This is a genomic window from Streptomyces sp. NPDC043861 (assembly GCF_056435905.1).
The window spans coordinates 430810-456662 of sequence record NZ_JBWKDP010000003.1; the positions used below are offsets into that span (position 1 = coordinate 430810).

The following is a 25853-nucleotide window of genomic DNA, read 5'->3' on the forward strand; positions in this document are numbered from 1 at the left end:
CCGCCGATCTTCCGTACGCTCCGGAAGCGCGCTGAACACCTGTACCGGCCGCTCCGTCTCTCCGGCAGTCGTGTCGTTCCCGTCCGTGGCCAACCGTCGCTCCCCCTGTCGTGGCCTTGCCGTACGCGTGTGATCCGTCGTTCATACCCGGATGGCAAGCTTGAAGCATGAACGATGCCGCCCCGGCGCCCACCCCCGCGCCCCGCCGCCGTGCCCGTGTCCGTGCCCCCGAGCTGATCGGCAAAGGCGGCTGGCTCAACACCGGAGGCAAGGAACTCGCGCTCGCTGACCTGCGAGGTAAGTGCGTTGTTGTTGATTTCTGGACATTTTGTTGCATCAACTGTCTGCATGTCCTGGACGAGCTCCGCGAGCTCGAGGAGAAGCACCGCGACACCCTGGTGATCATCGGTGTGCACTCGCCGAAGTTCGTGCACGAGGCCGAGCACCGGGCCGTCGTCGATGCCGTCGAGCGGTACGAGGTGCACCACCCCGTCCTGGACGACCCCGAGCTCGCGACGTGGAAGCAGTACGCGGTGCGGGCATGGCCGACGCTGGTCGTGATCGACCCCGAAGGGTATGTCGTCGCCCAGCACGCCGGTGAGGGGCATGCCCATGCCATCGAGCGGCTGGTCGAGGAGCTCGAGGCCGAACACGAGGCCAAGGGGACGCTGCGGCGCGGGGACGGGCCGTATGTGGCGCCGGAGCCGGTCGCGACGGATCTGCGGTTCCCCGGAAAGGCCGTGCTGCTTCCTTCCGGGAACTTCCTGGTGTCCGACTCGACCCGGCATCAGCTCGTCGAGTTGGAGCCGGACGGCGAGACCGTTGTGCGCAGGATCGGGGACGGGGAGTTCCGGGAGCCGCAGGGGCTCGCGCTGCTGCCGTCCGGAAAGGTGATCGTCGCGGACACCGTGAACCATGCGCTGCGCACGTACGACCCCGCTACCGGTGTGATCGAGCGGGTGGCCGGGACCGGGCGACAGTGGTGGCAGGGGTCGCCGACGTCGGGGCAGGCCCTCGAGGTGGATCTGTCGTCACCGTGGGACGTGGCCTGGTGGCAGGGCAAGGTGTGGATCGCGATGGCGGGCGTCCATCAGCTCTGGACGTACGACCCCGCGGCCGGGACGGTCGAGGTGGCTGCCGGGACGACCAACGAGGGGCTGGTCGACGGCCGGGCGGACGAGGCGTGGTTCGCGCAGCCGTCCGGGCTCGCCGCCGCCGACGATCGGCTGTGGATCGCCGACTCGGAGACCTCCGCGCTGCGCTGGATCGACACCGAGGGAACCGTCCACACCGCCGTCGGCACCGGGCTGTTCGACTTCGGGCACCGTGACGGAGCCGCCGGCCAGGCGCTGCTCCAGCATCCGCTCGGCGTCACCGCGCTGCCCGACGGCTCGGTCGCGATCAGCGACACGTACAACCACGCACTGCGCCGCTACGACCCGGCGACCGGCGAGGTGACCACCGTCGCCACCGATCTGCGCGAGCCCTCCGCCGCCGTACTGGCCGAGGACGACATCGTGGTCGTGGAGTCGGCCCGGCACCGGCTGACGCGGCTGCGGCTGCCCGAGGAGGCGGTCCGGGTCGAGGCCGTCGCCCACCGCACCCAGCGCGAGGCCACCGAGGTCGCGCCGGGGAGGCTGCGGCTGGACGTGGTCTTCCAGGCCCCGGCCGGGCAGAAGCTCGACACCCGGTACGGCCCCTCCACCCGGCTGCTCGTTTCCTCGACCCCGCCGGAACTGCTGACCGGGGGCGAGGGCGCCGGTACCGATCTCTTCCGCGAGCTGGATCTCAACCCCGCGGTGGCCGACGGTGTGCTGCATGTGTCGGCGATGGCCGCGTCGTGCGACGACGATCCGGAGAACGAGTACCCGGCCTGCCATGTGCACCAGCAGGACTGGGGTGTTCCGGTACGGGTGACGGCGGACGGCTCCGCCCGTCTGGCGCTGGTGCTCGCAGGGATGGACGCCTGACGCCCTCCTGCCGGGCACCGCGGCGGGCCGGACGGCCGGGACCCCACCGGTCCACGTCCCCGTTGCGTCAGGCCGGGGCCCAGTGCTGTGACCGGATGGGCTCACCGGCTCGCGACGCCCTGCACGGCGCTCCCCCTGGCTTCGCCGGGAGGCGCCCGCACGCTGCGTTGTCGTATCACCCGAGTGCATCCAGTGCGAGGGTGATCTCCCCCGGCCTCCGGCCGGTGGGGGTACCCCCGGCGGAGCCAGGGGGAGCACTCCCACCGGCCTTGCGATACGTCCCCGCGGCCCCGGGGGGCCGGGGGAGACCCCATGCCCGCGGCCCCGGGGGGCCGGGGGAGACTCCATGCCCGCGGCCCCGGGGGGCCGGGGGAGCCCTCATGCACCGGACGCCGCGGGCTTCCCGGCAAACCTGTCCGGTCACAGCACTAGCGGATCAGGCCCTGGTGCGTCGACGGCCGGCCCGCCGCGCCGTCGAGACAGCCGGCCACCCACAGCCTTCGGCTGTGGGTGGCTCTGCGGCCGCCGATTCCGTCGGCCTCGGCCCGGGCACATCCGCCGTTCAGCAGGTCCTTCGTCCGCTCGCCCGAGACGTCGTACTGGCGAATGCGGGTGCCGTGGATGTATCCGCCTTCGTAGGCCACGTCGTCGCCCCACGGCGGGCGGTCGTTGTACTTCCACACCACGAGAGCGACGAGTGCCGTCACCAGCAGTGCCCCTGCCATGAGGACGGTGGTCAGTTTGCCGTGCGACGGGCCCTGGTGGCGCACCAGGTCCGTCCGTCCCGTCAGAACCATGGTCAACACCGTGGCAGGGGCGGTGTTTCCCGGATGTTAGCGGCGGTGCTCCTCGTCTACGACCGTCGGCGCCATCGGCGCCACGACCGCCCTGCGCCGCCTTGCGATGCTGGTGAACACGGCGACTCCGATGATGCCGACCGCCATCATGATCAGCCCGACCAGATCGAGATTGACGCTCTCGGTCTGCCAGTCGGTCGCGAAGGTGAGAATCGCGCCTGCCCCGATGAGCAGGATGCAGCCTCCCAGACCCATGATTTCCGCCTCCTGAAAGCAGCGTGGCTGTTCGGGTACCCCCACCCCGAACAGCCATGCGTGCTCGCCGATGACCGGCGGACGGGACGGTCTACCTCACGTCGACGTAGTCCTCGGTGCTCTGCGACGCGAGGTGCTTGTCGTTCGGGTAGAGGTGGATGGCGGCCCAGGTGCCGTCACCGGGTGCCCGGAAGCTCTTCGTGAACGTTCCGTTCGCCTTCGATTTCACCTCGGTCATGAGGTACCACTGCTTGTCGCCCTTGGGCTTGAAGATGATCAGGACCGGCTTGTTGCCGTAGGCCTGCCAGCTCGGGGTGCGGTGCAGCAGGGTGCCCCGGACCGTGATGGTGCCGCCCTTGCGGACCGGCTCGGGGGAGGCGTTGAAGTCCTTGATCCGGGTCTCGGCGCGGGCGGTGTACCGCACGCTGCTGATGGTGCCCTGCACCGTGCCGGTGGCGCCGGAGTAGACGGCCCGGTAGTAGCCGGTCGGCGGCGCGTAGAACGAGCCGGTGAACCTGCCGTAGATGTTCACCCTGACGGTCTTCGCCGTCACCCAGCCGTCCCGGCCGTTCTTGGACCACTGCACGACGACGTTGCGGTGCGGCTGGGGCCGTCCGGCGACGCTGAGATCGCCGCTGAAGCTGAGCTTGCCGAACTTGTCGAGCGAGGTGGTGAAGTCGGCGATGCTGCTGACGCCGATGGTGTCGTAGACCGGCTTGACGCCGCCGGTCTTGTCGTTCACCCACATGTTCCGGGCGAACTTCACCTGGTACTTGCTGGTGTGGGCGGGCATCGGCGTCCTGAAGGTGAACCGGCCGTCGGTGCCCGACGTGGCGGCGGTCTCCCCGGTCCAGGAGCTGTCGTCCGGGTCGTCGAACTCGACCGGCACGCCGGATGCCGGCTTCCAATCGCCGTTGGACGCCTTGTACTCGGCACGTCCGCTGATGGTGATGGCCTTGCCGAACTTCTCGCGGAAGGTCGACTTGTCGAGGACGATGCGGTTGGGCAGCTTGGTGACGGTCACCCGGGTCCAGGGGGAGCCGACCGGCGCGTGGGCGCCGGGAGCCTGGTACTCGGCGTAGACCCAGCCCTCGGAACCCATGTGTCCCGAATCGCCCGGCCGGAAAGAGTCGGCGAACCTGCCCTCGGCGTCGGTGACGACCTCGTCCGTGACGGTCTCGTAGTTGAGGGTCACCTCGGCCCCGGCCATCGGTGTCACCTCGTGAGTGACGGGCTGCCACTGGCCGAGACGCCCGGAGCGCGTCACCACGGGGTTCTCGAGGTTCGGGTTCGCGTTGCCCACCGCGAACTCGAAGACCGGCTTCGCGGTGTAGTCGTAGGTACCCGCGTCCTCGACGACCGTGTGATCGCCGTCGGCCTCGTCGACGACGACGTCGATGTCGTACTGGCCGGCGGCGGGGAGCTTCACCTCGTCCTTGGTGAGCCAGTCGCCGGTGCGGCCGCTGCCCTGGAGGAGTTCGAAGCCGGTGACGGTGGCCGTCACCTCGTCCGAACCCTTCGGGTGGAGCACGGCTTCGACCTTGGTGACGTCGCTGTCGGTGCTGAGGTCGTCGATGAACAGACGGCCGTGCTGCTGCCAGTGGTCGCGGGCGTCCTTGACGGTCGGCGCCTCGGCAGCCATCGCGGTGCCCGGCACCGCGAGAGAGCCCAGTACGACGGAAGTGCACAGGGCTGTGCAAAGTCTGCGGTTCAAATCTGTCCCCCCGGACAAGAAGAATGAGGGGCGCGCGTGAACAGTGAAGAAGATGAGAAAAGAGCGACGCGCGCCAACCTCCGCATTGTAGGGGGCCGACGCGCGTCGCACATCAGTGATTCTCCTGAAAGGAGAAGCGTTACTTCACGTCGACGTTGCCCGTGACCTTCGCATTCATCAGGTGCTTGTCGTCCACGTCGATGTGCAGGGCGAAGACGCTGCCGTCACCCCGCTCCTTGAAGCTCCCCTTGAACGTGCCGTTGGCCGCGGACTTCACCTCGCCCATCAGGTACGACTCCTTGGGCCTGCCCTTGGGCGTGAAGAAGACCATCACCTTCTTGTTCCCGTACGCCTTCCAGCTCGGAGTGCGGTGCAGCAGGGTGCCGGAGACGACGACCGAGCGGCCCTTCTTCACCGTCGGCGAGACCTTGAAGTCCTTGATACGGGTCTCGGCGCGGCCTGCGTACAGGACGGGGCTCACGACACCCCGGACGTTCGGCGAACCGTGGTACACCGCGCGGTAGTAGCCGGTCGGAGGCGCGGGAACGTCCTCGCGGAAGTAACCCCAGGTGTCCTGGAGCTTCAGCGACCTGAGCTTCTTCCAGCCGTCCTTGCCGTTCTTGGAGGTCTGGATGTCGATCGTGTTCAGCGGGCGCGGAGTTCCGTCGACCGTCAGGGTCCCCGACGCCGTCAGCCTGGAGTCGGAGCCGAGGTCGATCGTGAACCGGCTGATGGAGCTGACGCCCGTGGTGCGGAAAGTCAGTGGCGCGACGGGCTTGTTGGCGAACCAGCCGTCGTTGCTGACGGTCAGCCGAAGCTGTTCGCCCGCGAAGGGGATCTTGACCTCGGCGCTGAAGGTCCCGTCCTTGCTGGTCCAGCCGCTGCCCGCGAAGTGCCCGGCCGCGTCGGTGATGTCCGCGTCGGCGTACTCGGCGGGCTTCCAGACTCCGTCCAGCTGGTACTCGACCTTGCCGGTGACCGTGACCGGCGCACCGTACGTGCCGCTGAAGGCGCTCTTGTCGAGGGTGACCCTGGCCGGGAGGGCCTTGGGGGCCACCGTCACCGTCTCGGTCCTGACGTTCCAGGCGACCCCGTACACCGGCACGGGCCGGCCCTCGGCGATGAACCAGTCGGAGAAGCGGCCGTCCGCATCGGTTTTGACGTAGTCCACGTCGGTGACGTCGGTGGACGTGTGCAGCCGGATGGATTCGCCGGCCGCGGGCTTGCGCTCGTGCGTGACCGGCTGCCACTCGACGAGCCGTCCGCTCGCGGTGACCTTCATGTCGTCGACGGTCGGCTGCGGCCGGTCGACACCGAATTCCTCGAAGTACTTCTTGGCCCGGTAGTCATAGGTGCCGGCGTTCCTGAGGGTCGTCTCGTCGCCGTCGGCCTCCTTGACGACCAGGTCGACGGCGTAGGTGCCGGCGGCCTCGAGACGGACCTCGCCCTCGGTGAGCCAGTCGCCCTTCTTCCGGTCGCCCGAGGCGAGTTGGAAGTCGTGGACCGTCTCCAGGGCCATGTCGTCGCCCTGCCTGTGGACCACGGCGGTGACATCGGTGATCTCGCTGTCCGCCGCGAGTTCGTCGATGAACAGATGGCCCAACCGACGGTCGTGGCCGCCGACTTCGCGGGCGGTCGGCCCCGCTGCGGCGAAAGCGGTGCCCGGCACCGCGAGTACGCCCAGTACCACGGACGTGGACAGGGCAAAGGAAAGGCTGCGCTTCACGTGTGCGTCCCCCCGGACGATTCATGGGGCGCGCGAGATGAGAAGAAAAGAATGTGGTCCATGAGGCGCGCCCTGGCCTCGATCCTAATCGGGGCCAGGGCGCGTCACCAACCCATTGATCAGGCAGTGAGGAATGCCACCAATGCGTTCGCCAGAAGATGGGGATCGTCCGCTCCGCAGAGTTCACGGGCGCTGTGCATCGAGAGAATCGCGACCCCGATGTCGACGGTCCTGATTCCGTGACGCGCAGCGGTGATCGGGCCGATCGTCGTGCCGCACGGCATGGCGTTGCTGGAGACGAACGTCTGCCACGGAACCCCGGCGCGCTCGCACGCCGCTGCGAAGACGGCCCGGCCGCTGCCGTCCGTCGCGTACCGCTGGTTCACGTTGACCTTGAGGATCGGGCCGCCGTTGACGCGCGGGTGGTGCGTCGGGTCGTGCCGCTCCGCGTAGTTGGGGTGCACGGCGTGGCCGGTGTCGGAGGAGAGACAGACGGTGCCGGCGAAAGCACGGGCGCGGTCCTCGTACGTACCGCCCCTGGCGAACACCGAGCGTTCCAGGACCGACCCGAGCAGCGGCCCGTCCGCACCGGTGTCCGCCTGGGAGCCGTTCTCCTCGTGGTCGAATGCGGCGAGCACCGGGATGTACGGCAGGGCTTCGTGACCGGACACGGCGGCGAGCGCCGCCGTCGCCGAGTGCACGGACAGCAGGTTGTCCATCCGGGGCCCGGCGACGAGTTCGCGGTCGCGGCCGAGATAGGCGGGTGCCTCCAGTGCGTGGGTCATCAGGTCCCAGCCGGTGACGTCCCCGGCGGAGAGCCCGGATTCCTCCTCCAGGAAGGCGATGAGGTCGCCGTCGTCGACGGTGCTGCCCAGGCCCCAGATGGGCTGCATATGTCTCTGCTTGTCGAGCTGCAGCCCCTTCTCGTGGATCGAGCGGTCCAGATGGATGGCCAGTTGGGGTACGCGCAGCAACGGGCGGTCGATGTTCACCAGCCGGGTCGTGCCGTCACGCAGGGAGAGCCGGCCCGCCAGACCGAGGTCGCGGTCGAGCCAGGAGTTGAGCAACGGCCCGCCGTAGATCTCGACGGCCACCTGCCGCCAGCCCTGCGCGCCCATGTCGGGCTGGGGCTTGACCCGCAGATTGGGGGAGTCGGTGTGGGCGCCGACGATCCGGAACGGGGTGTGCGGCGCCGCGCCCTCGGGGACGTACCAGGCGATGATCGCGCCGCCGCGCAGCACGTACTTGCCGCCGCTCGCCCCGTCCCAGGTGTCGGTCTCCTCGACCTGCCGGAAGCCGGCCTTCTCGAGCCGCGCGGCGGCGTTCGCCACGGCGTGGTACGGCGACGGGGACGCCGCGAGGAAGGACATGAGGTCGTCGGTGTGCCCGCGGTCGAAGGGGGCTGGTTCACTGCTGCTCATATCGCCCAGCCTATGTGGGCCGTCCGGAACCGGTCGATCTCGGCCGAGGCTTGCGGGCACCGGGGAAACGACGGTGCCGCCACCCGGAGGAATCGGGTGGCGGCACCGGGCGGTGCGTGGACCGGCCTGGGGCCTCTCGTTCGGATCGTGCCGGGCTCGCGTGCCCCGGTACGCACGCCCGCCGCGTTGTCGTCGGTCGCCCACGCTGCGCGTGGGCTCCCTCCTCCGCCTTGCGATCGCACGCACCGGACCCCGCTCACCGATCCGGCCCGATCCAAACGAAAGACCCTAGAAGGCGGCCTCGTCCAGCTCCATCAGCTCGTTGTCGATGCCCTCGGCGATCTCGCGGGCGAGCGAGACGCCCGGCAGGACGTTCGCGGCGAAGAACTTCGCCGCGGCGATCTTGCCCTGGTAGAAGGCCTTGTCCTTGGCGGACGCGGTCGGGAGCTTCTCGGCGGCGACGGCCGCACCGCGCAGCAGCAGGTAGCCGACGACGACATCGCCGGAGGCCAGCAGCAGGCGGGTGGTGTTGAGGCCGACCTTGTAGATGTTCTTGACGTCCTCGCCGGTGGCGGTGAGGTCGGTCAGCATCCGGCCGACGATCCCCTCCAGGTCGACGGCGGCCTTGGCGAGCGCGTCACGCGCGCCCGACAGCTCGTCGCCGCCGGTGCCGACCGCGAGGAACTTCTTGATCTCCTCGGCCAGCAGGTTCAGCGAGGCGCCCTGGTCGCGGACGATCTTCCGGAAGAAGAAGTCCTGGCCCTGGATGGCCGTGGTGCCCTCGTAGAGGGTGTCGATCTTGGCGTCGCGGATGTACTGCTCGATCGGGTACTCCTGCAGGTACCCGGAGCCGCCGAAGATCTGCAGCGACTGGGCCAGCTGCTCGTACGCCTTCTCGGAGCCGTAGCCCTTCACGATCGGCAGCAGCAGGTCGTTCAGGCCGTGCAGGGTCTTGGCGTCCTCGCCCGCGGCCTCCTTGATCGCGATCTCGTCCTGCACCGCGGCGGTGTAGAGGACGAGGGAGCGCATGCCCTCCGCGTACGCCTTCTGCGTCATGAGCGAGCGGCGCACGTCGGGGTGGTTGGTGATGGTGACCTTGGGCGCGGACTTGTCCATGAACTGCGACAGGTCGGAACCCTGGACGCGCTCCTTGGCGTACTCCAGCGCGTTCAGGTAGCCCGTGGACAGGGTGGAGATCGCCTTCGTGCCGACCATCATGCGGGCGAACTCGATGATCATGAACATCTGGCGGATGCCGTCGTGCTTGTCGCCGATCAGCCAGCCCTTGGCCGGGTGCTGGTCGCCGAACGTCATCTCACAGGTGTTGGACGCCTTGAGGCCCATCTTGTGCTCGACGTTCGTCGCGTAGACACCGTTGCGCTCGCCGAGCTCGCCGGTCTCCCAGTCGAAGTGGAACTTCGGCACGAGGAAGAGGGACAGGCCCTTGGTGCCGGGGCCGTGGCCCTCGGGGCGCGCCAGCACGTAGTGGAGGATGTTCTCCTCCATGTCGTGCTCACCGGACGTGATGAAGCGCTTCACACCCTCGATGTGCCAGGAGCCGTCCTCCTGCTCGACGGCCTTGGTGCGGCCGGCACCGACGTCCGAGCCGGCGTCCGGCTCGGTGAGGACCATCGTGGAGCCCCACTGCTTCTCGACCGCGATCTGGGCGACCTTCTTCTGCGCCTCGTTGCCCTCCTCGAAGAGGATCCCGGCGAAGGCCGGACCCGAGGAGTACATCCATATCGCGGGGTTCGAGCCCAGGAGCAGCTCGGCGTAGGACCAGACCAGGGAGCGCGGAGCGGTGGTGCCGCCGATCTCCTCGGGCAGGCCGAGACGCCAGTACTCGGAGTCCATGAAGGCCTTGTAGCTCTTCTTGAAGCTCGCGGGGACCGGCGCGGTGTTGGTCTCGGGGTCGAAGACCGGCGGGTTGCGGTCGGCGTCCACGAAGGACTCGGCGAGGTCGTTCTCCGCGAGGCGGGCGATCTCGTCCAGGATGCTCTTGGCGGTCTCGACGTCCATCTCCGCGAACGGGCCGGTGCCGTACAGCTTGTCGCGGCCGAGCACCTCGAAGAGGTTGAACTCGATGTCGCGGAGATTCGACTTGTAGTGCCCCATGGCGACGGCTCCGTAAGGGATCGGGAGGGGTTCCTCGTACGTCAGTACACACATCTACCAGTTGGTAGTCCCGATGATGCTACCCGTCGGTAATAAGAAGCAACCCCTACCGGACATCTGTGACGCGTCCCGCATGCGCCGGGGCTGGGCCGGGGTGGGCGGATCGCTTCCGCCCGCCCCGGTACGGCGGCGCGTGCTGCCGACCCCCGTGCGGCGGCCGCGCCATTCGCCGTGGCCCCGCGTCGCCTGCCGCGAGGTCCTGGTCAAGACTGGCGGCCGATCTCCGCCGGGGACAGCGATCCCGCATTGCATGATCTGGCCATGCAGAAAACCGCAGGGGGTATCTGTGTGCAGAATTGATGGCAAAACAGTGCACAACGAGCCGACCGGACTGTGCCCTCCGGGCTTGGACGCCTATCGAACGGCGGTCGCGGCCGGTGTGATTGCCGGCCCGGTGCCACCATGCCTGCTGGACCTGGCGTTGGTGCGCCCCCACGGTGACGACCCGGATGTCTTCGTCCCCGTGCCGCCGGGCATCGCGGCGCACCAGCTCTCCCTGCCGATCGAGCAGGAGGTCCTGGACGCCCGCCGGCGGCTCCTGGCCGTCCACGATGCCTTCGCACCGGTGGAGACTCTGTACCAGGAGCAGCAACAGGCCGCCGCGCCGGTGTCGTTGCTCCGGGGCAACGGCGTGATCAGGGCGGCCTTGCGCAAGCTGAACGATTCCTGCCGACACGAGCTCCAGGCCGCCCAGCCGGGCGTCTCCCGGCGTCCGGAGACCCTCGATGCCGTGCGGGCGGAGATGCACGACATGCTCGCCCGAGGCGTACGGCACCGCTCGCTCTACCAGCACACCGCACGCACGCACGGGGTGATGCTCGACTTCATGGCGGAGATGCATGCGCGCGGCAGCGAGTTCCGCACCATCGGCGAACTCTTCGAGCGGATGATCATTTACGACCGGTCGGTCGCCCTCGTCCCCGACCGGCGCTACGAGCGCAGTCAGCATGCTCTGCTGATCGAGCACCCGGGAATCGCGGGCTTCCTCGCCGACGTCTTCGACCATGTCTGGGAACGCGCCGAGGCCATCGACTTCGCCGCGCCCGACGGGCGGCCGGCGCCGCTGACGGACGAAAAGCGCCTCGCGGTCCTGCGCCTGATGGTCCAGGGGCACACCGACGCGGCCATCGCCGCCCGCCTGGGGATGAGTACCCGCACGGTGGCCAACCACATCAAGAAGGCGTCGGACGCGTACGGCAGCAGGAGCAGGACCCAGCTCGCGTACCTCCTGGCCCGGGACTGCGCACTCGAACCCGGGCGAAGCACCCGCCCGGGGCCGCGCCCTGACGGGTGAGCCCGTGGCCCGCCCGGGCCGGCCGGCCGTCCGCCGCCGCCGAGGGATGAACAGCGCGGGCGCCGGCAGGGCGGGCGGAGCGTGTGCGGATCCTCACCGCCGAGGTGTCCACGGGCGCCGGTGCGGCGGATGCCGGGGCGGTGATCGCCTCCATGGCCCCGGCCGATCCGGTTCACCGCACCGGCGGGACCGGCACCGGCGGTCGGGTTCGCTCGTACCGAAGGGGCGGCGCGCTGCGCGGGGCGTCTCACGTCCTGAGCCGGACCGGGCGGCCCGGCCCGGGGGCGGCGGCGGCTCGGTAGGCTTGCGCCCATGTACGGCTACGACCAGACCCCTGGCGCTCAGCAGCACTACGGCGCACCGCCGCAGCAGCCGATGTCCGGTGTCGGTATGCCGGGTGGCGGTTACGGTGAGCATGCCGCCGGATACGGCGGGCAGCCGCTGTACCCCGAGCCGTCGCCGCCGTCGCTCGCCGATGCGGTGCGGGCGTTCACGACGGGGTCGTTGTCGGCCGAGGACTTCCAGCAGATCTTCGCGACGTCCAAGGTGTACTGCCCGCGTGGGGACAACCCCGGGTTCCTGGCGCTGCACAACACCCAGCAGCCGGTGATCCCGATGTTCACCTCGCTCAAGGAGCTGCGACGGTACGCGGGCAAGGAGTCGAAGTACTTCGTGATCACCGGCGCGGAGGTGATCGATCTGCTGCCGACCGGGTACGGATTCGTCCTGGACATGGAGGGCGATCACCGGATGGTGTTCGACGCCAAGGCCGTGGAGCAGATGGTCGACTTCGCCATGCGTCGCATGTACGGCTGACGCGGCGGAGCGGAGGCGGCGCGGTGAACGCCCGGGAGGAATTCCTCCCGGGCGTTCTGCGTTGGGGCTGGCGAGAAGTTCAGTATTCAACTAAACTGTTCGCACAAGGAGGTCGCCCCATGCCTGCAGTGACTGTCGAGAACCTGCTCGCCCTGCCGCGCGTCACCGCTGCCGCGGATGCCGTCGCGCGTCCCGTGCTCGCCGTGACCACGGCGCCGAGCGGTTTCGAGGGTGAGGGCTTCCCGGTACGCCGCGCCTTCGCCGGGATCAACTACAAGTACCTCGACCCGTTCATCATGATGGATCAGATGGGCGAGGTGGACTACGGAGCCGGTGAGCCCAAGGGCACGCCCTGGCATCCGCACCGTGGCTTCGAGACCGTCACGTACATGATTGACGGAACGTTTGTGCACCAGGACAGCAACGGCGGCGGCGGCACCATCCAGAACGGTGACACCCAGTGGATGACCGCCGGCTCCGGACTGCTGCACATCGAGGCTCCGCCGGAGTCGCTCGTCATGTCCGGCGGGCTGTTCCACGGGCTCCAGCTCTGGGTCAACCTCCCGGCCGCCGACAAGATGATGGACCCGCGCTACCAGGACATCCGGGGCGGCCAGGTCCAGCTGCTGACGTCTCCGGACGGCGGCGCGCTGCTGCGCGTCATCGCCGGTGAGCTCGACGGCCACCAGGGGCCGGGCATCACCCACACCCCGATCACGATGATCCACGCGACCCTGCGCCCCGGTGCGCAGATCACCCTGCCGTGGCGCGAGGACTTCAACGGTCTCGCGTACGTCCTGGCCGGGCGGGGCGCGGTCGGCACCGACCGCCGCCCGATCCACATGGGCCAGACCGCGGTGTTCGGTGAAGGCGGCTCGCTGACCGTGCGGGCGGACGACAAGCAGAACGGTTCGCACACCGGTGACCTGGAGATCGTGCTGCTGGGCGGCCGGCCCATCCGCGAGCCGATGGCGCACTACGGTCCCTTCGTCATGAACACCCGCGAAGAGCTCCAGCAGGCCTTCGAGGACTTCCAGAAGGGCCGCCTCGGCACCGTTCCCGCGGTGCACGGCATGTGACGACCCCCGCGGCCCGGACCCGGATGTGCCTGCCTGGGCCGGACGGTCACCGAACCCCGAGGACGCCTGCCGGGGCGGGCCCGGAGTCCGCTCACCGCGGCTGTGACCCCGGCGGGCGTGCACCACCGTCCGGCACGTCTCCGCGAGTCCCGGGACGACGGCCCCCAGGGCGTCGTGGTCCGTCGGGCTGCCGTGCACCAGCACGAGCGGCTCGCCGCCCCCCGGCAGCTCGCACGACAGCTCTGCCCCGGCATGCATTCCGCATGGTCCGACGGTTCCGCAGGGCAGCGACGCGGATGCCGGGGAAGCTGATGGGGTGTCACCCGCCTGGGCCCGGTGGGCGGGACGGTTCGTCCGCGCCGTGGTCGGCTGGGTGGTGTGCAGCCACAGTCAGGGTCGACACAGGCCCTTCTTCCCCGGCCGGTCAGACGCCTCGCCGCCTGGTGCCTGGTCCTGCTCCTGGTGGCCGGGGTCGCCGCCGTGGGCATCTGGCTGATCATCGTCTTCAAGACGGCCGTCACACCTGTGCTGCTCGCCGTGCTCGGTACGGCACTGCTCGGACCCCTGTACCGCCGGCTGGTCTCGATGAAGGTCCAGCGGTCGCTGGCCGCGGGCCTCACCTGCGCCGCCGTGCTCCTCGTCGTCGGCGGTGCGATGTACGTCGTGGTCAACGCGCTGATCGACAGCGGCGACCAGATCGTGTCCTCGCTCCGGCAGGCCGCCCGGGATCTCGCGAAGCACTTCGGGGCCGCGGGGACGTCGCTCGACGACCTGGCGACGAACTCCAAGGACCTGCTGTCGAAGTTCGGCGGAACAGCGGCCTCCGGTGTCATCTCGGGGCTCAGTGTCGTCGGCGAGATGATCGCCATCGCCGTGCTGGCCCTGCTGCTGATCTTCTTCTTCCTCCGCGACTCCGACCGTGCGGTCGGAGCCCTGCGCACCCTCGCCCCAGGTGACACGGGCGACCTTCTGGAGGCGATGGGCCGCAGGGCGTTCGTCGCGGTCGAGGGCTTCATGCGGGGGACGACGTTCATCGCACTGATCGATGCCATCTGCATCACCGTCGGCCTGCTGATCCTGCGAGTGCCGGGCGCGGTCGGGCTCGGGGCGCTCGTGTTCGTCTTCGCGTACATCCCGTATCTGGGTGCGTTCATCTCCGGCGCGCTCGCCGTGCTCGTCGCGCTCGCCGACCGGGGGTTCGTGATCGCGCTCTGGGCGCTGGGAGTGGTCCTGGCCGTACAGGTGCTGGAAGGACACGTACTGCAGCCGATGATCCAGAGCCGGACCGTCCAGATGCACCCGGCGGTCGTCATGCTGGCGATCACGGCAGGAGCGGGTATCGCCGGGATCCTCGGGATGCTGCTGGCCGTGCCGCTGACCGCTGCTGCGTTCGGGGTGATCGGAGTGCTGCGGGGGCGCTACGAGCCCGTCGGCGATCCCACCGACGGCCCCGCCGGGACGGTCTCCGGAACGTCGTCCCCCGGCGCACCCGGACCCGGCTCGTAGAGCTCGAACCAGATCGACTTGCCCTCGCCCCGCGGTTCCACGCCCCAGACGTCCGCGAGCATGTCCATCAGCACCAGACCGCGTCCGGACGACGCCAGCTCGCCGGGCCGCCGCAGGTGCGGCAGCTCGTCGCCTGCGTCCGAGACCTCCACCCGCAGCCGCCTGCTCCCGTGCTCCCCCGCTGCCTCCGCCACCATCAGCGCGTCGCAGTCGGTGTGGACGAGCACGTTCGTGAGCATCTCGGAGATCATCAGCACCGCCGAGTCGATCTGCTCCGTGTCCGCCCAGTCGTGCAGCAGATCACGCAGATGCTGCCGGGCGATCGCGATCCGCTCGGGCTCGGCCTGGGCGACGGCGAGGACGGTCCGGCGCGGGGCACGGCGGAGCGGCCTGCCGTGCCGGGACAGCAGCAGCACCGCGATGTCGTCCTCGCGCCGGTCGGTGAGCCGGCCGGTCGTGTAGTGCGAGGAGGGCCCGTGCACGGCCTGCACGAGCGTGTCGGCGAGCTTCTCGAGGGAGTCGTCCTCGTCGCGGTGCTCCTCCAGCACGGCCCGGATCCGCTCCCAGCCGCTCTCCAGGTCGTGCCCGCCCGTCTCCAGCAGGCCGTCCGTGCACATCATGATCGTCTCGCCGGGCCCGAGCACCATTCTGGTGGTCGGATAGCCGGCGTCCGGGTCGATGCCGAGAGGCAGTCCGCCCTCGGTGGAGGGCGTGATGACCGTCCCGTCGGTCAGCCGGACCGCGGGGTCGGGGTGCCCGGCGCGTGCGATGTCGATGGTGCCGGTCGCCGGATCGCACTCCAGGTAGAGACAGGTGGCGAAGCGCGGCCAGGTGACCGTCCCGACCCGGTCGCCGTCGTCGTACGCCTCGCTCTCCGTGTACTCGTGCAGCCCGACCAGGAAGCGCGAGGTGCGGGCGAGCACGGCATCGGGACGGTGCCCCTCGGCGGCGTAGGCGCGCAACGCGATCCGCAGCTGCCCCATCAGCCCCGCGGCCCGTACGTCATGGCCCTGGACGTCACCGATGACCAGCGCGATCCGGCCGGTCGGCAGGGGGATCAGGTCGTACCAGTCGCCGCCCACCTGCAGCCCGCCACCGGTCGGCACATACCGCGCCGCCACCGACATCCCGGGAATCGCGGGACCCAGCGAGGGCATCATCGAGCGCTGCAGTCCGCGCGACGGCTCCCGCCCGTTGTCGGCGACACCGGCCCGGGCGAGGGCCTGGGCCAGCATCCGCGCGACCGTGGTCAGCACCGACCGCTCGTCGGGGGTGAAGGCGACGGGATGGCTGAAGGCCGCCATCCACGAGCCCATGGTGCGGCCGGCGACGACCAGCGGCACGAAGGCCCATGACTGCCTGCCGAAGCGCTCGATGACCGGCCAGACGAGCGGATAGCGGCGCCGGTACTCGCCGCGCGACGGTATGTAGAGCGCCCGGCCGGTACGGATGACCTCGGCGGCCGGATACTCGGTGTCCAGCGGCATGTCGGCGAAGGGTCCGCCCTCGACCGGGTCGTATCCGTGCTGGCCGAGGACCTTCAGCCGGTCGCCCTCGATTCCGAAGACGGCGAGTCCGTCCGGCGAGAAGCCGGGCATCGACAGCGAAGCGGCGACCCTCAGCACCTCCGCGGTGGACCGGGCCTCGGCCAGCGCCCGGCCCGCGTCCAGCAGGAACGCCTCGCGGGAGCGGCGCCAGTCGCCGGTGACGGGAGTGCGCGCGGAGCTCGTCCCGGGCGGTACTTCGGCGACCTCCTGGAGCGTGCCGGTCAGCATGTAGTCGCCGCCCTCGATGACCGGCTTGCAACGACTGCGCACGATGCGCAGCACCCGGCCCTCCTCGTCCACGATTCGCAGCCGGGCCTCGGCGACGGTGCCCTCGGTGACCGCGACGTTCACGACGCCGTAGACCTCGTTCCAGTCGACCGGGTGGAAACGGGAGCGCACGTTGGCCACGGAGTAGGTGCCGGCTTCGGCGGACAGCCCGAGCAGCCGGGCGGCCTCGGCGTCGAGGGAGACGGTCCCGGATGCGTTGTCCCAGCGCCACAGGCCGGTCGCGATAGCGGCCAGGACGTCCTCGGTGCGCATTTTCCTACTGTATTCGTGTCCCGTGCTCGTTCACCTGCCGACCGCTGCGGGGCACCGGTCCTGGCCGCGGGCCGGGCTCCGCGGTGGCCCGCGCACCGTACGGAAAGGGGACACCGGGCCGGACGGTAACCTGGGTGGGTCTGCCCACATCTCCATTGCGACGAAGACTGGATGAACGACGATGCATCGGTACAGGTCCCACACCTGCGGCGAGCTCCGCGCCTCTGACGTCGGAACCGACGTCCGGTTGAGCGGCTGGCTGCACAATCGCCGAGACCTGGGCGGCATCCTCTTCATCGATCTCCGCGACCACTACGGTCTGGTGCAGCTGGTCGCCCGCCCGGGCACCCCTGCGAACGAGGCGCTCAGCCACATCAGCAAGGAGAGCGTCGTCCGCATCGACGGCAAGGTCTCCGCCCGTGGCACCGAGAACGTCAACCCCGAGCTCCCGACCGGCGAGGTCGAGATCGAGGTCACCGAGGTCGAGGTGCTCGGCGCCTCCGCCCAGGTGCCCTTCACGATCAACACGGACGACGGTGTCAACGAGGAGCGGCGTCTGGAGTACCGCTTCCTCGACCTGCGCCGTGAGCGCATGCACCGCAACATCATGCTGCGCACCGCGGTGATCTCCGCGATCCGGCACAAGATGACGGCCCTCGGTTTCAACGAGATGGCCACCCCCATCCTCACCGCGACCTCCCCCGAGGGCGCCCGTGACTTCCTGGTGCCGTCCCGGCTGAACCCGGGCAAGTTCTACGCACTGCCGCAGGCCCCGCAGCAGTTCAAGCAGCTGCTGATGATCGCGGGCTTCGACCGCTACTTCCAGATCGCGCCCTGCTTCCGCGACGAGGACGCCCGTGCGGACCGCTCGCCCGGTGAGTTCTACCAGCTCGACGTCGAGATGAGCTTCGTCGAGCAGGAGGACGTCTTCCAGCCGATCGAGCAGCTCATGACCGAGCTCTTCGAGGAGTTCGGCGGCGGCCGCCACGTCACCTCCCCCTTCCCGCGGATCCCGTTCCGCGAGGCGGAGATGAAGTACGGCTCCGACAAGCCGGACCTGCGCGCCCAGCTGGAGCTCGTCGACATCACCGACGTCTTCGAGGGCTCCGAGTTCAAGGCATTCGCGGGCAAGCACGTCCGCGCGCTGCCGGTTCCGGGCGTCCAGGACCAGCCGCGGAAGTTCTTCGACCAGCTCGGTGAGTACGCGATCGAGCAGGGTGCCAAGGGCCTCGCCTGGGTGCGCGTCGGCGACGACGGCGCCCTTTCCGGCCCGATCGCCAAGTTCCTCACCGAGGAGAACGTCAAGGTCCTCACCGAGCGCCTCGGCCTGGCGCCGGGCCACGCGGTGTTCTTCGGCGCCGGCGAGTTCGACGAGGTGTCCAAGATCATGGGCGCGGTGCGGGTCGAGGCCGCGCGCCGGTCCGGGCACTTCGAGGACAACGTCTTCCGCTTCTGCTGGATCGTCGACTTCCCGATGTTCGAGAAGGACCCGGACACCAACCGGATCGACTTCTCGCACAACCCGTTCTCCATGCCGCAGGGCGGTCTGGAGGCCCTGGAGACCCAGGACCCGCTGGACATCCTCGGCTGGCAGTACGACATCGTCTGCAACGGTGTCGAGCTGTCCTCCGGCGCCATCCGGAACCACGAGCCCGAGATCATGTTCAAGGCCTTCGAGATCGCGGGCTACGACCGGGAGACCGTGGAGCGCGAGTTCTCCGGCATGCTCCGTGCCTTCCAGTACGGCGCCCCGCCGCACGGCGGCATCGCCCCGGGTGTCGACCGCATCGTGATGCTCCTGGCCGACGAGCCGAACATCCGCGAGACGATCGCCTTCCCGCTCAACCAGAACGCACAGGACCTGCTGATGGGCGCGCCGGCCGAGGTCGAGGAAGCGCGGCTGCGCGAGCTGAACATCGCGCTGCGCAAGCCCCCGGCGAAGTCGGGCGAGTGATCCGGCGGCCGATCCGCCGCGTCGCCGTGCGACCGGCAGGACGGTCCGCCCGCTGAACCGTCGTGAGGGGCCCGGAACCGAAAGGTTCCGGGCCCCTTACGCGTTCTCGCGTAATCCGTGGCCCCTTACGAGTCGTTCGCACCGTCCGGCCCGCGGCCACACGCCCCGGAAAGGGAAGGGAGGGCGGGTGTGCCGGTGGCGTACCACCGGTGCCGGACCACGAGAGGACACCGCGTCGTGCTCAGCACCGTACTGACCAGGGCAGCTGCGCCGCTGCTGGCCGCAGGACTGCTGGTCGGGGGCTGTGCGAAGCCCTCGCAGTCACCCCCGGGCCCGGGACCGGCCCAGCCGGGTCCGCAGAGCAGCCTGGGAAGGGCCTCCGGGGAGGCGGCCGGGCCGTCGGCGATCCCGGGACTCGGTGCCAAGACCCTCGACCTCATTCCGGCCGACACCTCGCAGGCCGTCGTGGTGACCGGGGAGGGCCCCGACTCCAGCCGCTCCACGGCCGTTCTGTACGAGCGCGACCGGGTGAAGGGCTGGCAGGCCGTTTCCGGGCGGTGGCGTGCCCACAACGGCCTGAACGGCTGGACCGACGAGCACTGGGCCGGGGACAGACGGTCGCCGATCGGGGTCTTCGGGCTCACCGACGCGGGCGGCAGGCTGCCCGATCCGGGTACGCGGCTTCCGTACCACGAGACCTCTCTGTTCACGGCCAGTGGCAGGGGCTTCCTCGGGGAGCCGCTCGAGGGCTCGTTCGACTATGTCGTTGCCATCAACTACAACCGTCTGGCCGGTGTGTCCCCGCTCTATGACGACTACAGCAGGCCCATGGGCTGGGACCGGGGCGGTGGGGTCTGGCTCCACGTCGACCACGAGGGGCCCACTCAGGCGTGTGTGTCGCTGACGGAGGAGCGGATGCGGGAGCTGCTCCGATGGCTGGACCCGGACCGGGAGCCGGTGGTGGTGATGGGGGACGCGGAGGCGCTGGCGCGCTGACAGGGCACGAGCAGTCCTGCCGGTCCTGCCCGTCCCCACCCGTCCCGCCGGGACGTGTGCGGTGACGGTGGGGTGTGGGTGAGGTTCCTGCGGCCGTCGTCCCGGCCGTGGGCGCGGGGCACGACGTGCCTGTGCCGTCGGGATCGAGGCGGCCGACGCACCGGGCGCAGATGTGCGAAAGGGCCCGGGAACCACGCCGGTTCCCGGGCCCTCGCCCGTCCAACAGGGCTGCGCCGCCGACTACTGCGCGGGCTTCTCCTCCAGACGCGGGAACAGCACCGCGCCCTTCGTCACCGTCGAGCCGACCGGGAGCCTGCCCCAGTCGGCCGCGTCCTGGACGCGCTGGTCCGCCAGGGCACCGAGCGCGACCTCGGCGCCCAGCGAGTCCCACAGCTTCTGCGAGGTGTCCGGCATGACCGCGTTCAGCAGCACCGCCACGGCCCGCAGGGACTCGGCCGCCGTGTACAGGATGGTCGCGAGACGGGCCCTGCCCTCATCGGACTCGTCCTTGGCGACCTTCCACGGCTCCTGCTCCGTGATGTAGCCGTTGACCTGCTTGACGAAGTCGAAGATCGCCAGGATGCCGCCCTGGAAGTCCAGCTCCTCGCCGATCTTCCGGTCGGCCTCGGTCACGGCCTTCGCCAGGCCCTCCTGGACGGCCTTCTCGGCCTCGCCGCTCGCGGTCGCCTCCGGCAGCGCGCCACCGAAGTACTTGCCGACCATCGCGGCGACACGCGAGGCCAGGTTGCCGTAGTCGTTGGCGAGCTCGCTCGTGTAGCGGGCGGTGAAGTCCTCCCACGAGAACGAGCCGTCCTGGCCGAAGGCGATCGCGCGCAGGAAGTACCAGCGGTAGGCGTCCACGCCGAAGTGCGAGGTCAGATCCTGCGGCTTGATGCCCGTCAGGTTCGACTTCGACATCTTCTCGCCGCCGACCATCAGCCAGCCGTTGGCCGCGATCCTGCCGGGCAACGGAAGGCCCTGAGCCATCAGCATCGCGGGCCAGATGATGGCGTGGAAGCGGAGGATGTCCTTGCCGATCAGATGCACGTTCGCCGGGAAGGTCTCCTCGAACTTCGCCGGGTTCTCGTTGTATCCGACCGCGGTGGCGTAGTTCAGCAGGGCGTCGATCCACACATAGATGACGTGCTTCTCGTCCCAGGGCACCTTGACGCCCCAGTCGAACGTTGACCGGGAGATCGACAGGTCCTGCATGCCCTGCTTGACGAAGTTCACGACCTCGTTGCGGGCGGACTCGGGCTGGATGAAGCCCGGGTTCGACTCGTAGAACTCCAGCAGTTTCGGGCCGTACTCGCTGAGCTTGAAGAAGTAGTTCTCCTCCTTGAGGATCTCCACCGGCTTCTTGTGCACGGGGCACAGCTTCTGCCCGGCGTACTCGCCCTCGCCGTCGATCAGATCGCCGGGGAGCTTGTACTCCTCACAGCCCACGCAGTACGGGCCTTCGTACCCGCCCTTGTAGATCTCGCCCTTGTCGTACAGGTCCTGGACGAATTCCTGGACGCGGTCGGTGTGACGCCTCTCCGTCGTGCGGATGAAGTCGTCGTTCGCGATCTCCAGGTGCTCCCAGAGAGGCTTCCAGGACTCCTCCACGAGCTTGTCGCACCACTCCTGCGGGGTGACGCCGTTCGCCTCCGCGGTGCGCATGATCTTCTGACCGTGCTCGTCCGTGCCGGTGAGGTACCACACCTTCTCGCCGCGCTGACGGTGCCAGCGCGTGAGCACGTCGCCTGCGACGGTCGTGTAGGCGTGGCCCAGGTGAGGAGCGTCGTTGACGTAGTAAATGGGGGTCGATACGTAGAAGGCGCGCACGCCTTCGCTCGTCCCCTGCTTCTCGGATCCAGTGGCCGCCATGGTCGAAATCCTATCGGCCCTCTGAAGATCGACTCACACGCATAAACGGCGGGCCCGTGGCCGGAGACGTTCCGGAAACATCCGGTCCGGTAGAACTTCCGTCCTGGGGTGCAGGGGGCGCGGATCCGACGAGGGGAAGAGGGCATGCGGATACTGGTCGCCGAGGACGAGGAGGCGCTGGCGGAGCTGGTCGCCACGGGGCTGCGGCGGGCCGGCTTCGCCGTCGACACGGTCCACAGCGGTGACACCGCCCTCGCGCATCTGGGACTGCACGACTACGACGTCGTCGTCCTCGACCGCGACCTGCCCCGGGTGCACGGGGACGATGTCGCGCGTGACCTGGTCGCCTCCGCGTCCCGTACCCGCATCCTGATGCTGACCGCCGCAGCGTCCATGGAGGACCGGGTCGAGGGACTCGACCTGGGGGCGGACGACTATCTGGCCAAACCGTTCGAGTTCCCCGAGCTGGTGTCGCGGGTGCGTGCGCTGCGGCGGCGCAGCGCAAGGCCGCCACTGCCGCCGCTGCTGGAGCGGTACGGGCTGCGGCTCGACACGGTGCGCAGGACCGCGGAGCGGGACGGAAGGGACCTCGAGCTGTCGCCGAAGGAGTTCACGGTGCTGCAGATCCTGCTGGAGGCGGACGGGGCCGCGGTCTCGGCGGAGGAGCTCCTGGAGCGGGCGTGGGACGTGCACGCCGACCCGTTCACCGGGGCGGTGCGGGTGTGCATGAGCAAGCTGCGCGGGAAGCTGGGTGAGCCGGCGCTGATCCGGACGGTGCAGGGCGTGGGGTACGTGCTGTGACGTCGTACCTCGGACCCGGGTCCACCATTCGTACGCGCATCGCGATGGTCTACGGCGCCGCCTTCCTGGTCCTCGGAGGCTGTCTGCTCGGGACCGTGAACCTGCTGTCCCGCGCCGGTACGGAGGACGGGACGACGGCCATGGCCGAGCGGACGGGATCCGCGCTGCCGGTGCGCGAGATCACCGTCGTGCGCCTGGCGGACGACGTTCGGGACGCGGCGTTCGAGCAGATGCTGATCTGGTCGGCCTTCGCGCTGCTGGGGACTGCGGCATGCGCGGTGGTGGTCGGGTGGTGGACCGCTGGGCGTGTGCTGCGTCCCGTGCATGAGATGACCGCGCAGGCACGGCGGCTGTCGGAGCACACGCTGGTGGGAGACCCCCCGGGCGGAGCCTGGGGGAGGATCGCCGTGCGCGGGCCCGACGACGAGCTCAAGGAGCTCGGCGACACGATCGACGAGCTCCTGGCGCGGCTGGAGGCGGCGTTCGACAGCCGGCGCAGGTTCATCGCGAACGCCTCGCACGAGCTGCGCACGCCGCTGGCGACGCAGCGGACGGCGATCCAGGTGGGTCTGGACGAGTCCGCGTCCGCAGAGGAGATCGCCCGGACGAAGGAGCTGCTGCTCGACAGCAACCGGCGCAGTGAGCGGCTGATCGAGGGCCTGCTGGTGCTGGCGCGCAGCGAGCGGGGCCTGGAGCAGCGCGAGGATGTCCGCCTCGGGGATGTCGTGCGCGAGGAGTGCGGGAGGTGCGGGGTCCCGGCCGAGGTGGTGGGGTCCCCCGCGGCCGTCGTACGCGGAAACCGGCTCCTGCTGGCGCAGCTGGTGCGGAACCTCCTGGCCAACGCGGTGGCGTACAACGTGCCGGGCGGGACGGTGGACGTACGGGCCGAGGGAAGCGACCTGGTGGTCGCCAACAGCGGCCCCCCGGTCGACGCGGCGGACATCCCGGGTCTGTTCGAACCGTTCCGGCGAGGAGAGGGGCGCGACCGGATGGGGCCGGGGGCGGGGCTGGGGCTCTCCATCGTGCAGTCGATCGCCGTGGCGCACGGCGGGACGGTGTCCGCGGAACCGGGTCCGGACGGCGGGCTCGTGGTGCGCGTGAGCCTGCCCTCCGGACCCGGTGGCGTGGTCTAACCCTTGAGGCGGCCGTTCAGCCACCCCGGGAACCTGCCGAGCAGCCCCTGGTAGAGCTCCTCGTCCGTGAGCTCGCGGGGGTCGGGACCGGCGTGGAAGAACGCGGCGTTCTCCACGGTGTCGTCCGCGTCGAGCTTGCGGAGGAAGTCGAAGCCCTTGGCCTCGGTGTCGCCGAACGCCACGAACTGCCAGAAGACCGGCTTGGCGGACGCGTCCGCGAGGGCCTGCCTGGCGGGCTGCTTGGCGTCCGGGGCACCGTCGGTCTGGAAGACGACGAGGGCCGGGCCGTCGCCGCCGGACTTCCCGTAGTGCTCCATGACCTGCTCGACCGCACGGTGGTAGCTGGTCCGGCCCATGTGGCCGAGACCGGCGTGGAGTTCGTCCACACGGCCCTCGTGGTCGGTGAGCGTCAGCTCCCCGGTGCCGTCGATGTCCGTGGAGAAGAACACGAGGTGGACGGTCGCGGCCTCGTCCAGGTGCGCGGCGAGCGCGAGCACCTGCTCGCCGAGCTGCTGCGCGCTGCCGTCCTTGTAGTACGGCCGCATCGACCCCGACCGGTCGAGCACCAGGTACACCCTGGCCCGTGCCCCGGCCGCCCCGGCGTCCTTGAACACGGCGCCTGCGGCCTTGTACGCGCCGACCAGTCCGGCGGCACGTGCCTTGACGCGCGCGAGGGAGAGGGCGGGCTTTCCGGCGGCGGAGTCGGTCTCCTCGGGGGCCTCCGCGGCGTCGGCCCCGGCTTCGGGGGCCGCGGCCGGTGCGGGTTCGGCGGGTGCGGCTTCGGCCGTCGCGCTCGGCTCCGTCCCGGCGGATGCCGGTTCCGGGGCCTGCTGTGCGGGGTCGGCCGCAGGAGCCTCGTCGGTGGCAGCCAGGGGCTCGTCGTCCGCGTCGCCTTCCGCCGTCGCGTCGCCTTCCGCCGTCGCGTCGCCTTCCGCCGTCGCGTCGCCTTCCGCCGTCGCGTCGCCTTCCGCCGTCGCGTCGCCTTCCGCCGTCGCGGCGTCGGCCGCCGCGGGCTCCGGCTCGTCGCCCCCGGCAGCTGCGGAAACGGGTTCCGCGGCCCCGGCCTGAGCGGAGCTGGTCTGCTCCGTTCCGGCGGTCGCGGCAGATGACGCTTCCACGGCCTCGGGTGCGTCGGGTGCCGTGGTCTCCGGCTCCGGCTCCGGCTCCGGCTCCGCAGCGCGGTCGGCGGGAGGCTGCTCGGCCGTCGCCTCGGCGGTGTCGGCCGGCTTGGGCTCCGGGGTCTCCTGGGCGGGAATCCGCGCGGCCGGGGCGGCGATGTGCTCCTCGGCCTCGGCCGGCGTGGTCTCCGCCTCGGCGGAGGCGACATCGGCGGCCCGCCCGCCGTTCGTCTTCGAGTCCCCGGCATCCTGCGCGGGGATCACCACGGCAGGGGCGGCGGAATCGGTCGCCACGTCGGCGACGGGGGCTTCCGCGGTGCTCGCGGTGGACTGCGCGGGCTCGGTCTCCGCAGTGGCGCCGTCCGTGGCCTCGTCGGCGACGCGGGCGTCCGCGGCCTCGCCGCCGGCGGTGTCAGCGGTGTCAGCGGTGGCTGCGCCCGGCCGGTCGGCCCCGGCCGGTTCGCCGGGCGATGCGGTGGCCTCCTCGCCCGCGGCGGGTGCGGGCTCCAGCTGCGTGACCGTGGACAGGGCGGTGGCCTCGTCCACGGTGACGGCATGCTCCGTCCCCGCCTCGGGTGCCACGGTGGCGCCTGCGGCAACCGCCTCGGCCCCGGCGGGCGCGGTCTCCTCCCCGGTGTCCTGCTCAGCCGCATCACCGGCCGCATGAGCGGGCGCGGTGGAGTCGGCGGCGTCAGCCGGATCCGACGTCGTCCGCGCCGACGGGATCGTCGCCCGTGGCACCGGCTTGTCGAAAGCCGCCGCCACCAGGTCTTCCGCGCGTTCCGAGCCGGGCCCGGAAGGGGCCTCGGCCTGGGGCGGGACGGCGGGGGCGGTCGGGGTCGTCGTCGGGGCCGTGGACGACGGCTCCGTACGCTCGCGTCCAAACACCTTGCGCAGCAAGCTCCGAATGCCCATGGGCGAGGCCTTTCGCGTAATCGGGTGCGATCTGTCCGGTCCAGGCGCGGCAAGCCCCGCATCCCTGGCCACGGCGGACACGTAAGGTTAGCGGCCGCCCGTTCCGCATCTCGGCAACCCCCTCCGGTGTCAAGACCACCCCGGTCGGGCCGCATTCATCCCGCGTTCACCTGCCCGCTGCCGCATTGCACACATGTGCCCCTACCGTCGCGGCGGGACATATTCCG

Annotated in this window: 18 protein-coding genes; 9 read left to right on the plus strand and 9 right to left on the minus strand. The window is 70.2% G+C overall.

The genetic code is table 11. The features are described from left to right. Window positions 1-167 precede the first annotated feature (167 nt). Window positions 168-1970 (plus strand): NHL domain-containing thioredoxin family protein, encoded by a 1803-nt coding sequence (locus AC068D_RS09595; protein ID WP_478822394.1) that lies wholly within the window; start codon window positions 168-170, stop codon window positions 1968-1970. A 428-nt stretch (window positions 1971-2398) separates the two neighbouring features. On the opposite strand, the gene AC068D_RS09600 is transcribed toward AC068D_RS09595, so the two are convergent. The 6 genes from AC068D_RS09600 to AC068D_RS09625 form a co-directional block, all read right to left on the minus strand. Then, the gene (locus tag AC068D_RS09600; RefSeq protein ID WP_478822395.1) at window positions 2399-2767 is read right to left on the minus strand and encodes a hypothetical protein; all 369 of its coding nucleotides are present in this window, start codon (window positions 2765-2767) and stop codon (window positions 2399-2401) included. A 36-nt stretch (window positions 2768-2803) separates the two neighbouring features. Further along, a complete protein-coding gene (locus AC068D_RS09605; protein ID WP_478822396.1) occupies window positions 2804-3022 on the minus strand; it encodes a DUF6458 family protein in 219 nt (72 codons plus the stop codon). Between the two features lie 91 nt (window positions 3023-3113). Then, on the minus strand, window positions 3114-4736 hold the full coding sequence (locus AC068D_RS09610) for a hypothetical protein (protein ID WP_478822397.1): 1623 nt from the start codon (window positions 4734-4736) through the stop codon (window positions 3114-3116). A 139-nt stretch (window positions 4737-4875) separates the two neighbouring features. Further along, window positions 4876-6462: a hypothetical protein gene (locus tag AC068D_RS09615; RefSeq protein ID WP_478822398.1), complete on the minus strand. Its 1587-nt coding sequence runs from the start codon at window positions 6460-6462 to the stop codon at window positions 4876-4878. A gap of 119 nt (window positions 6463-6581) precedes the next feature. Beyond that, on the minus strand, window positions 6582-7883 hold the full coding sequence (locus tag AC068D_RS09620; protein ID WP_478822399.1) for a M18 family aminopeptidase: 1302 nt from the start codon (window positions 7881-7883) through the stop codon (window positions 6582-6584). A 288-nt stretch (window positions 7884-8171) separates the two neighbouring features. Beyond that, window positions 8172-9998, minus strand: coding sequence for an acyl-CoA dehydrogenase (locus AC068D_RS09625; protein WP_478822615.1), 1827 nt, complete (start codon window positions 9996-9998; stop codon window positions 8172-8174). A 406-nt stretch (window positions 9999-10404) separates the two neighbouring features. Between AC068D_RS09625 and AC068D_RS09630 the strand changes: the two genes are divergently transcribed. The 4 genes from AC068D_RS09630 (at window position 10405) to AC068D_RS09645 (ending at window position 14753) form a co-directional block, all read left to right on the plus strand. Further along, complete coding sequence (locus AC068D_RS09630) at window positions 10405-11352, plus strand: helix-turn-helix domain-containing protein (protein WP_478822400.1); 948 nt, start codon at window positions 10405-10407, stop codon at window positions 11350-11352. A 312-nt stretch (window positions 11353-11664) separates the two neighbouring features. Continuing rightward, window positions 11665-12168: an SseB family protein gene (locus tag AC068D_RS09635; protein ID WP_478822401.1), complete on the plus strand. Its 504-nt coding sequence runs from the start codon at window positions 11665-11667 to the stop codon at window positions 12166-12168. A 119-nt stretch (window positions 12169-12287) separates the two neighbouring features. Beyond that, the gene (locus tag AC068D_RS09640; protein ID WP_478822402.1) at window positions 12288-13247 is read left to right on the plus strand and encodes a pirin family protein; all 960 of its coding nucleotides are present in this window, start codon (window positions 12288-12290) and stop codon (window positions 13245-13247) included. Window positions 13248-13625: 378 nt separating this feature from the next. After that, window positions 13626-14753, plus strand: a complete 1128-nt coding sequence (locus tag AC068D_RS09645) for an AI-2E family transporter (protein ID WP_478822403.1) — start codon at window positions 13626-13628, stop codon at window positions 14751-14753. Here AC068D_RS09645 and AC068D_RS09650 read toward each other — a convergent pair. Beyond that, on the minus strand, window positions 14666-16840 hold the full coding sequence (locus AC068D_RS09650; RefSeq protein ID WP_478822404.1) for an ATP-binding SpoIIE family protein phosphatase: 2175 nt from the start codon (window positions 16838-16840) through the stop codon (window positions 14666-14668). The genes AC068D_RS09645 and AC068D_RS09650 overlap by 88 nt on opposite strands. A 181-nt stretch (window positions 16841-17021) precedes the next feature. On the opposite strand from AC068D_RS09650, the gene aspS reads away from it, so the two are divergent. Then, window positions 17022-18794: an aspartate--tRNA ligase gene (gene aspS / locus AC068D_RS09655; protein WP_478822405.1), complete on the plus strand. Its 1773-nt coding sequence runs from the start codon at window positions 17022-17024 to the stop codon at window positions 18792-18794. Between the two features lie 237 nt (window positions 18795-19031). Then, window positions 19032-19790, plus strand: coding sequence for a L,D-transpeptidase family protein (locus tag AC068D_RS09660; protein WP_478822406.1), 759 nt, complete (start codon window positions 19032-19034; stop codon window positions 19788-19790). A 240-nt stretch (window positions 19791-20030) separates the two neighbouring features. Here AC068D_RS09660 and metG read toward each other — a convergent pair whose 3' ends face one another. Beyond that, the gene (gene metG, locus AC068D_RS09665) at window positions 20031-21659 is read right to left on the minus strand and encodes a methionine--tRNA ligase (protein WP_478822407.1); all 1629 of its coding nucleotides are present in this window, start codon (window positions 21657-21659) and stop codon (window positions 20031-20033) included. 144 nt (window positions 21660-21803) lie between these two features. Here metG and AC068D_RS09670 point away from each other — a divergent pair, with 144 nt between their 5' ends. Both AC068D_RS09670 and AC068D_RS09675 read left to right on the plus strand, forming a co-directional pair. Further along, on the plus strand, window positions 21804-22460 hold the full coding sequence (locus AC068D_RS09670; RefSeq protein ID WP_478822408.1) for a response regulator transcription factor: 657 nt from the start codon (window positions 21804-21806) through the stop codon (window positions 22458-22460). 44 nt (window positions 22461-22504) lie between these two features. Continuing rightward, complete coding sequence (locus AC068D_RS09675; RefSeq protein WP_478822616.1) at window positions 22505-23593, plus strand: sensor histidine kinase; 1089 nt, start codon at window positions 22505-22507, stop codon at window positions 23591-23593. On the opposite strand, the gene AC068D_RS09680 is transcribed toward AC068D_RS09675, so the two are convergent. Continuing rightward, on the minus strand, window positions 23590-25626 hold the full coding sequence (locus tag AC068D_RS09680) for a VWA domain-containing protein (protein ID WP_478822409.1): 2037 nt from the start codon (window positions 25624-25626) through the stop codon (window positions 23590-23592). The genes AC068D_RS09675 and AC068D_RS09680 overlap by 4 nt on opposite strands. Window positions 25627-25853 lie beyond the last annotated feature (227 nt).

Excerpts from the sequence above, each read along its gene's own strand:
- AC068D_RS09675 (WP_478822616.1), top strand. The coding sequence starts at position 22,505 with ATGGTCTACGGCGCCGCCTTCCTGGTCCTCGGAGGCTGTCTGCTCGGG.
- AC068D_RS09625 (WP_478822615.1), bottom strand. The coding sequence starts at position 9,998 with ATGGGGCACTACAAGTCGAATCTCCGCGACATCGAGTTCAACCTCTTC.
- AC068D_RS09605 (WP_478822396.1), bottom strand. The coding sequence starts at position 3,022 with ATGGGTCTGGGAGGCTGCATCCTGCTCATCGGGGCAGGCGCGATTCTC.
- AC068D_RS09670 (WP_478822408.1), top strand. The coding sequence starts at position 21,804 with ATGCGGATACTGGTCGCCGAGGACGAGGAGGCGCTGGCGGAGCTGGTC.
- AC068D_RS09620 (WP_478822399.1), bottom strand. The coding sequence starts at position 7,883 with ATGAGCAGCAGTGAACCAGCCCCCTTCGACCGCGGGCACACCGACGAC.
- AC068D_RS09635 (WP_478822401.1), top strand. The coding sequence starts at position 11,665 with ATGTACGGCTACGACCAGACCCCTGGCGCTCAGCAGCACTACGGCGCA.
- AC068D_RS09595 (WP_478822394.1), top strand. The coding sequence starts at position 168 with ATGAACGATGCCGCCCCGGCGCCCACCCCCGCGCCCCGCCGCCGTGCC.
- metG (WP_478822407.1), bottom strand. The coding sequence starts at position 21,659 with ATGGCGGCCACTGGATCCGAGAAGCAGGGGACGAGCGAAGGCGTGCGC.
- AC068D_RS09650 (WP_478822404.1), bottom strand. The coding sequence starts at position 16,840 with ATGCGCACCGAGGACGTCCTGGCCGCTATCGCGACCGGCCTGTGGCGC.
- AC068D_RS09600 (WP_478822395.1), bottom strand. The coding sequence starts at position 2,767 with ATGGTTCTGACGGGACGGACGGACCTGGTGCGCCACCAGGGCCCGTCG.
- AC068D_RS09680 (WP_478822409.1), bottom strand. The coding sequence starts at position 25,626 with ATGGGCATTCGGAGCTTGCTGCGCAAGGTGTTTGGACGCGAGCGTACG.
- AC068D_RS09640 (WP_478822402.1), top strand. The coding sequence starts at position 12,288 with ATGCCTGCAGTGACTGTCGAGAACCTGCTCGCCCTGCCGCGCGTCACC.
- aspS (WP_478822405.1), top strand. The coding sequence starts at position 17,022 with ATGCATCGGTACAGGTCCCACACCTGCGGCGAGCTCCGCGCCTCTGAC.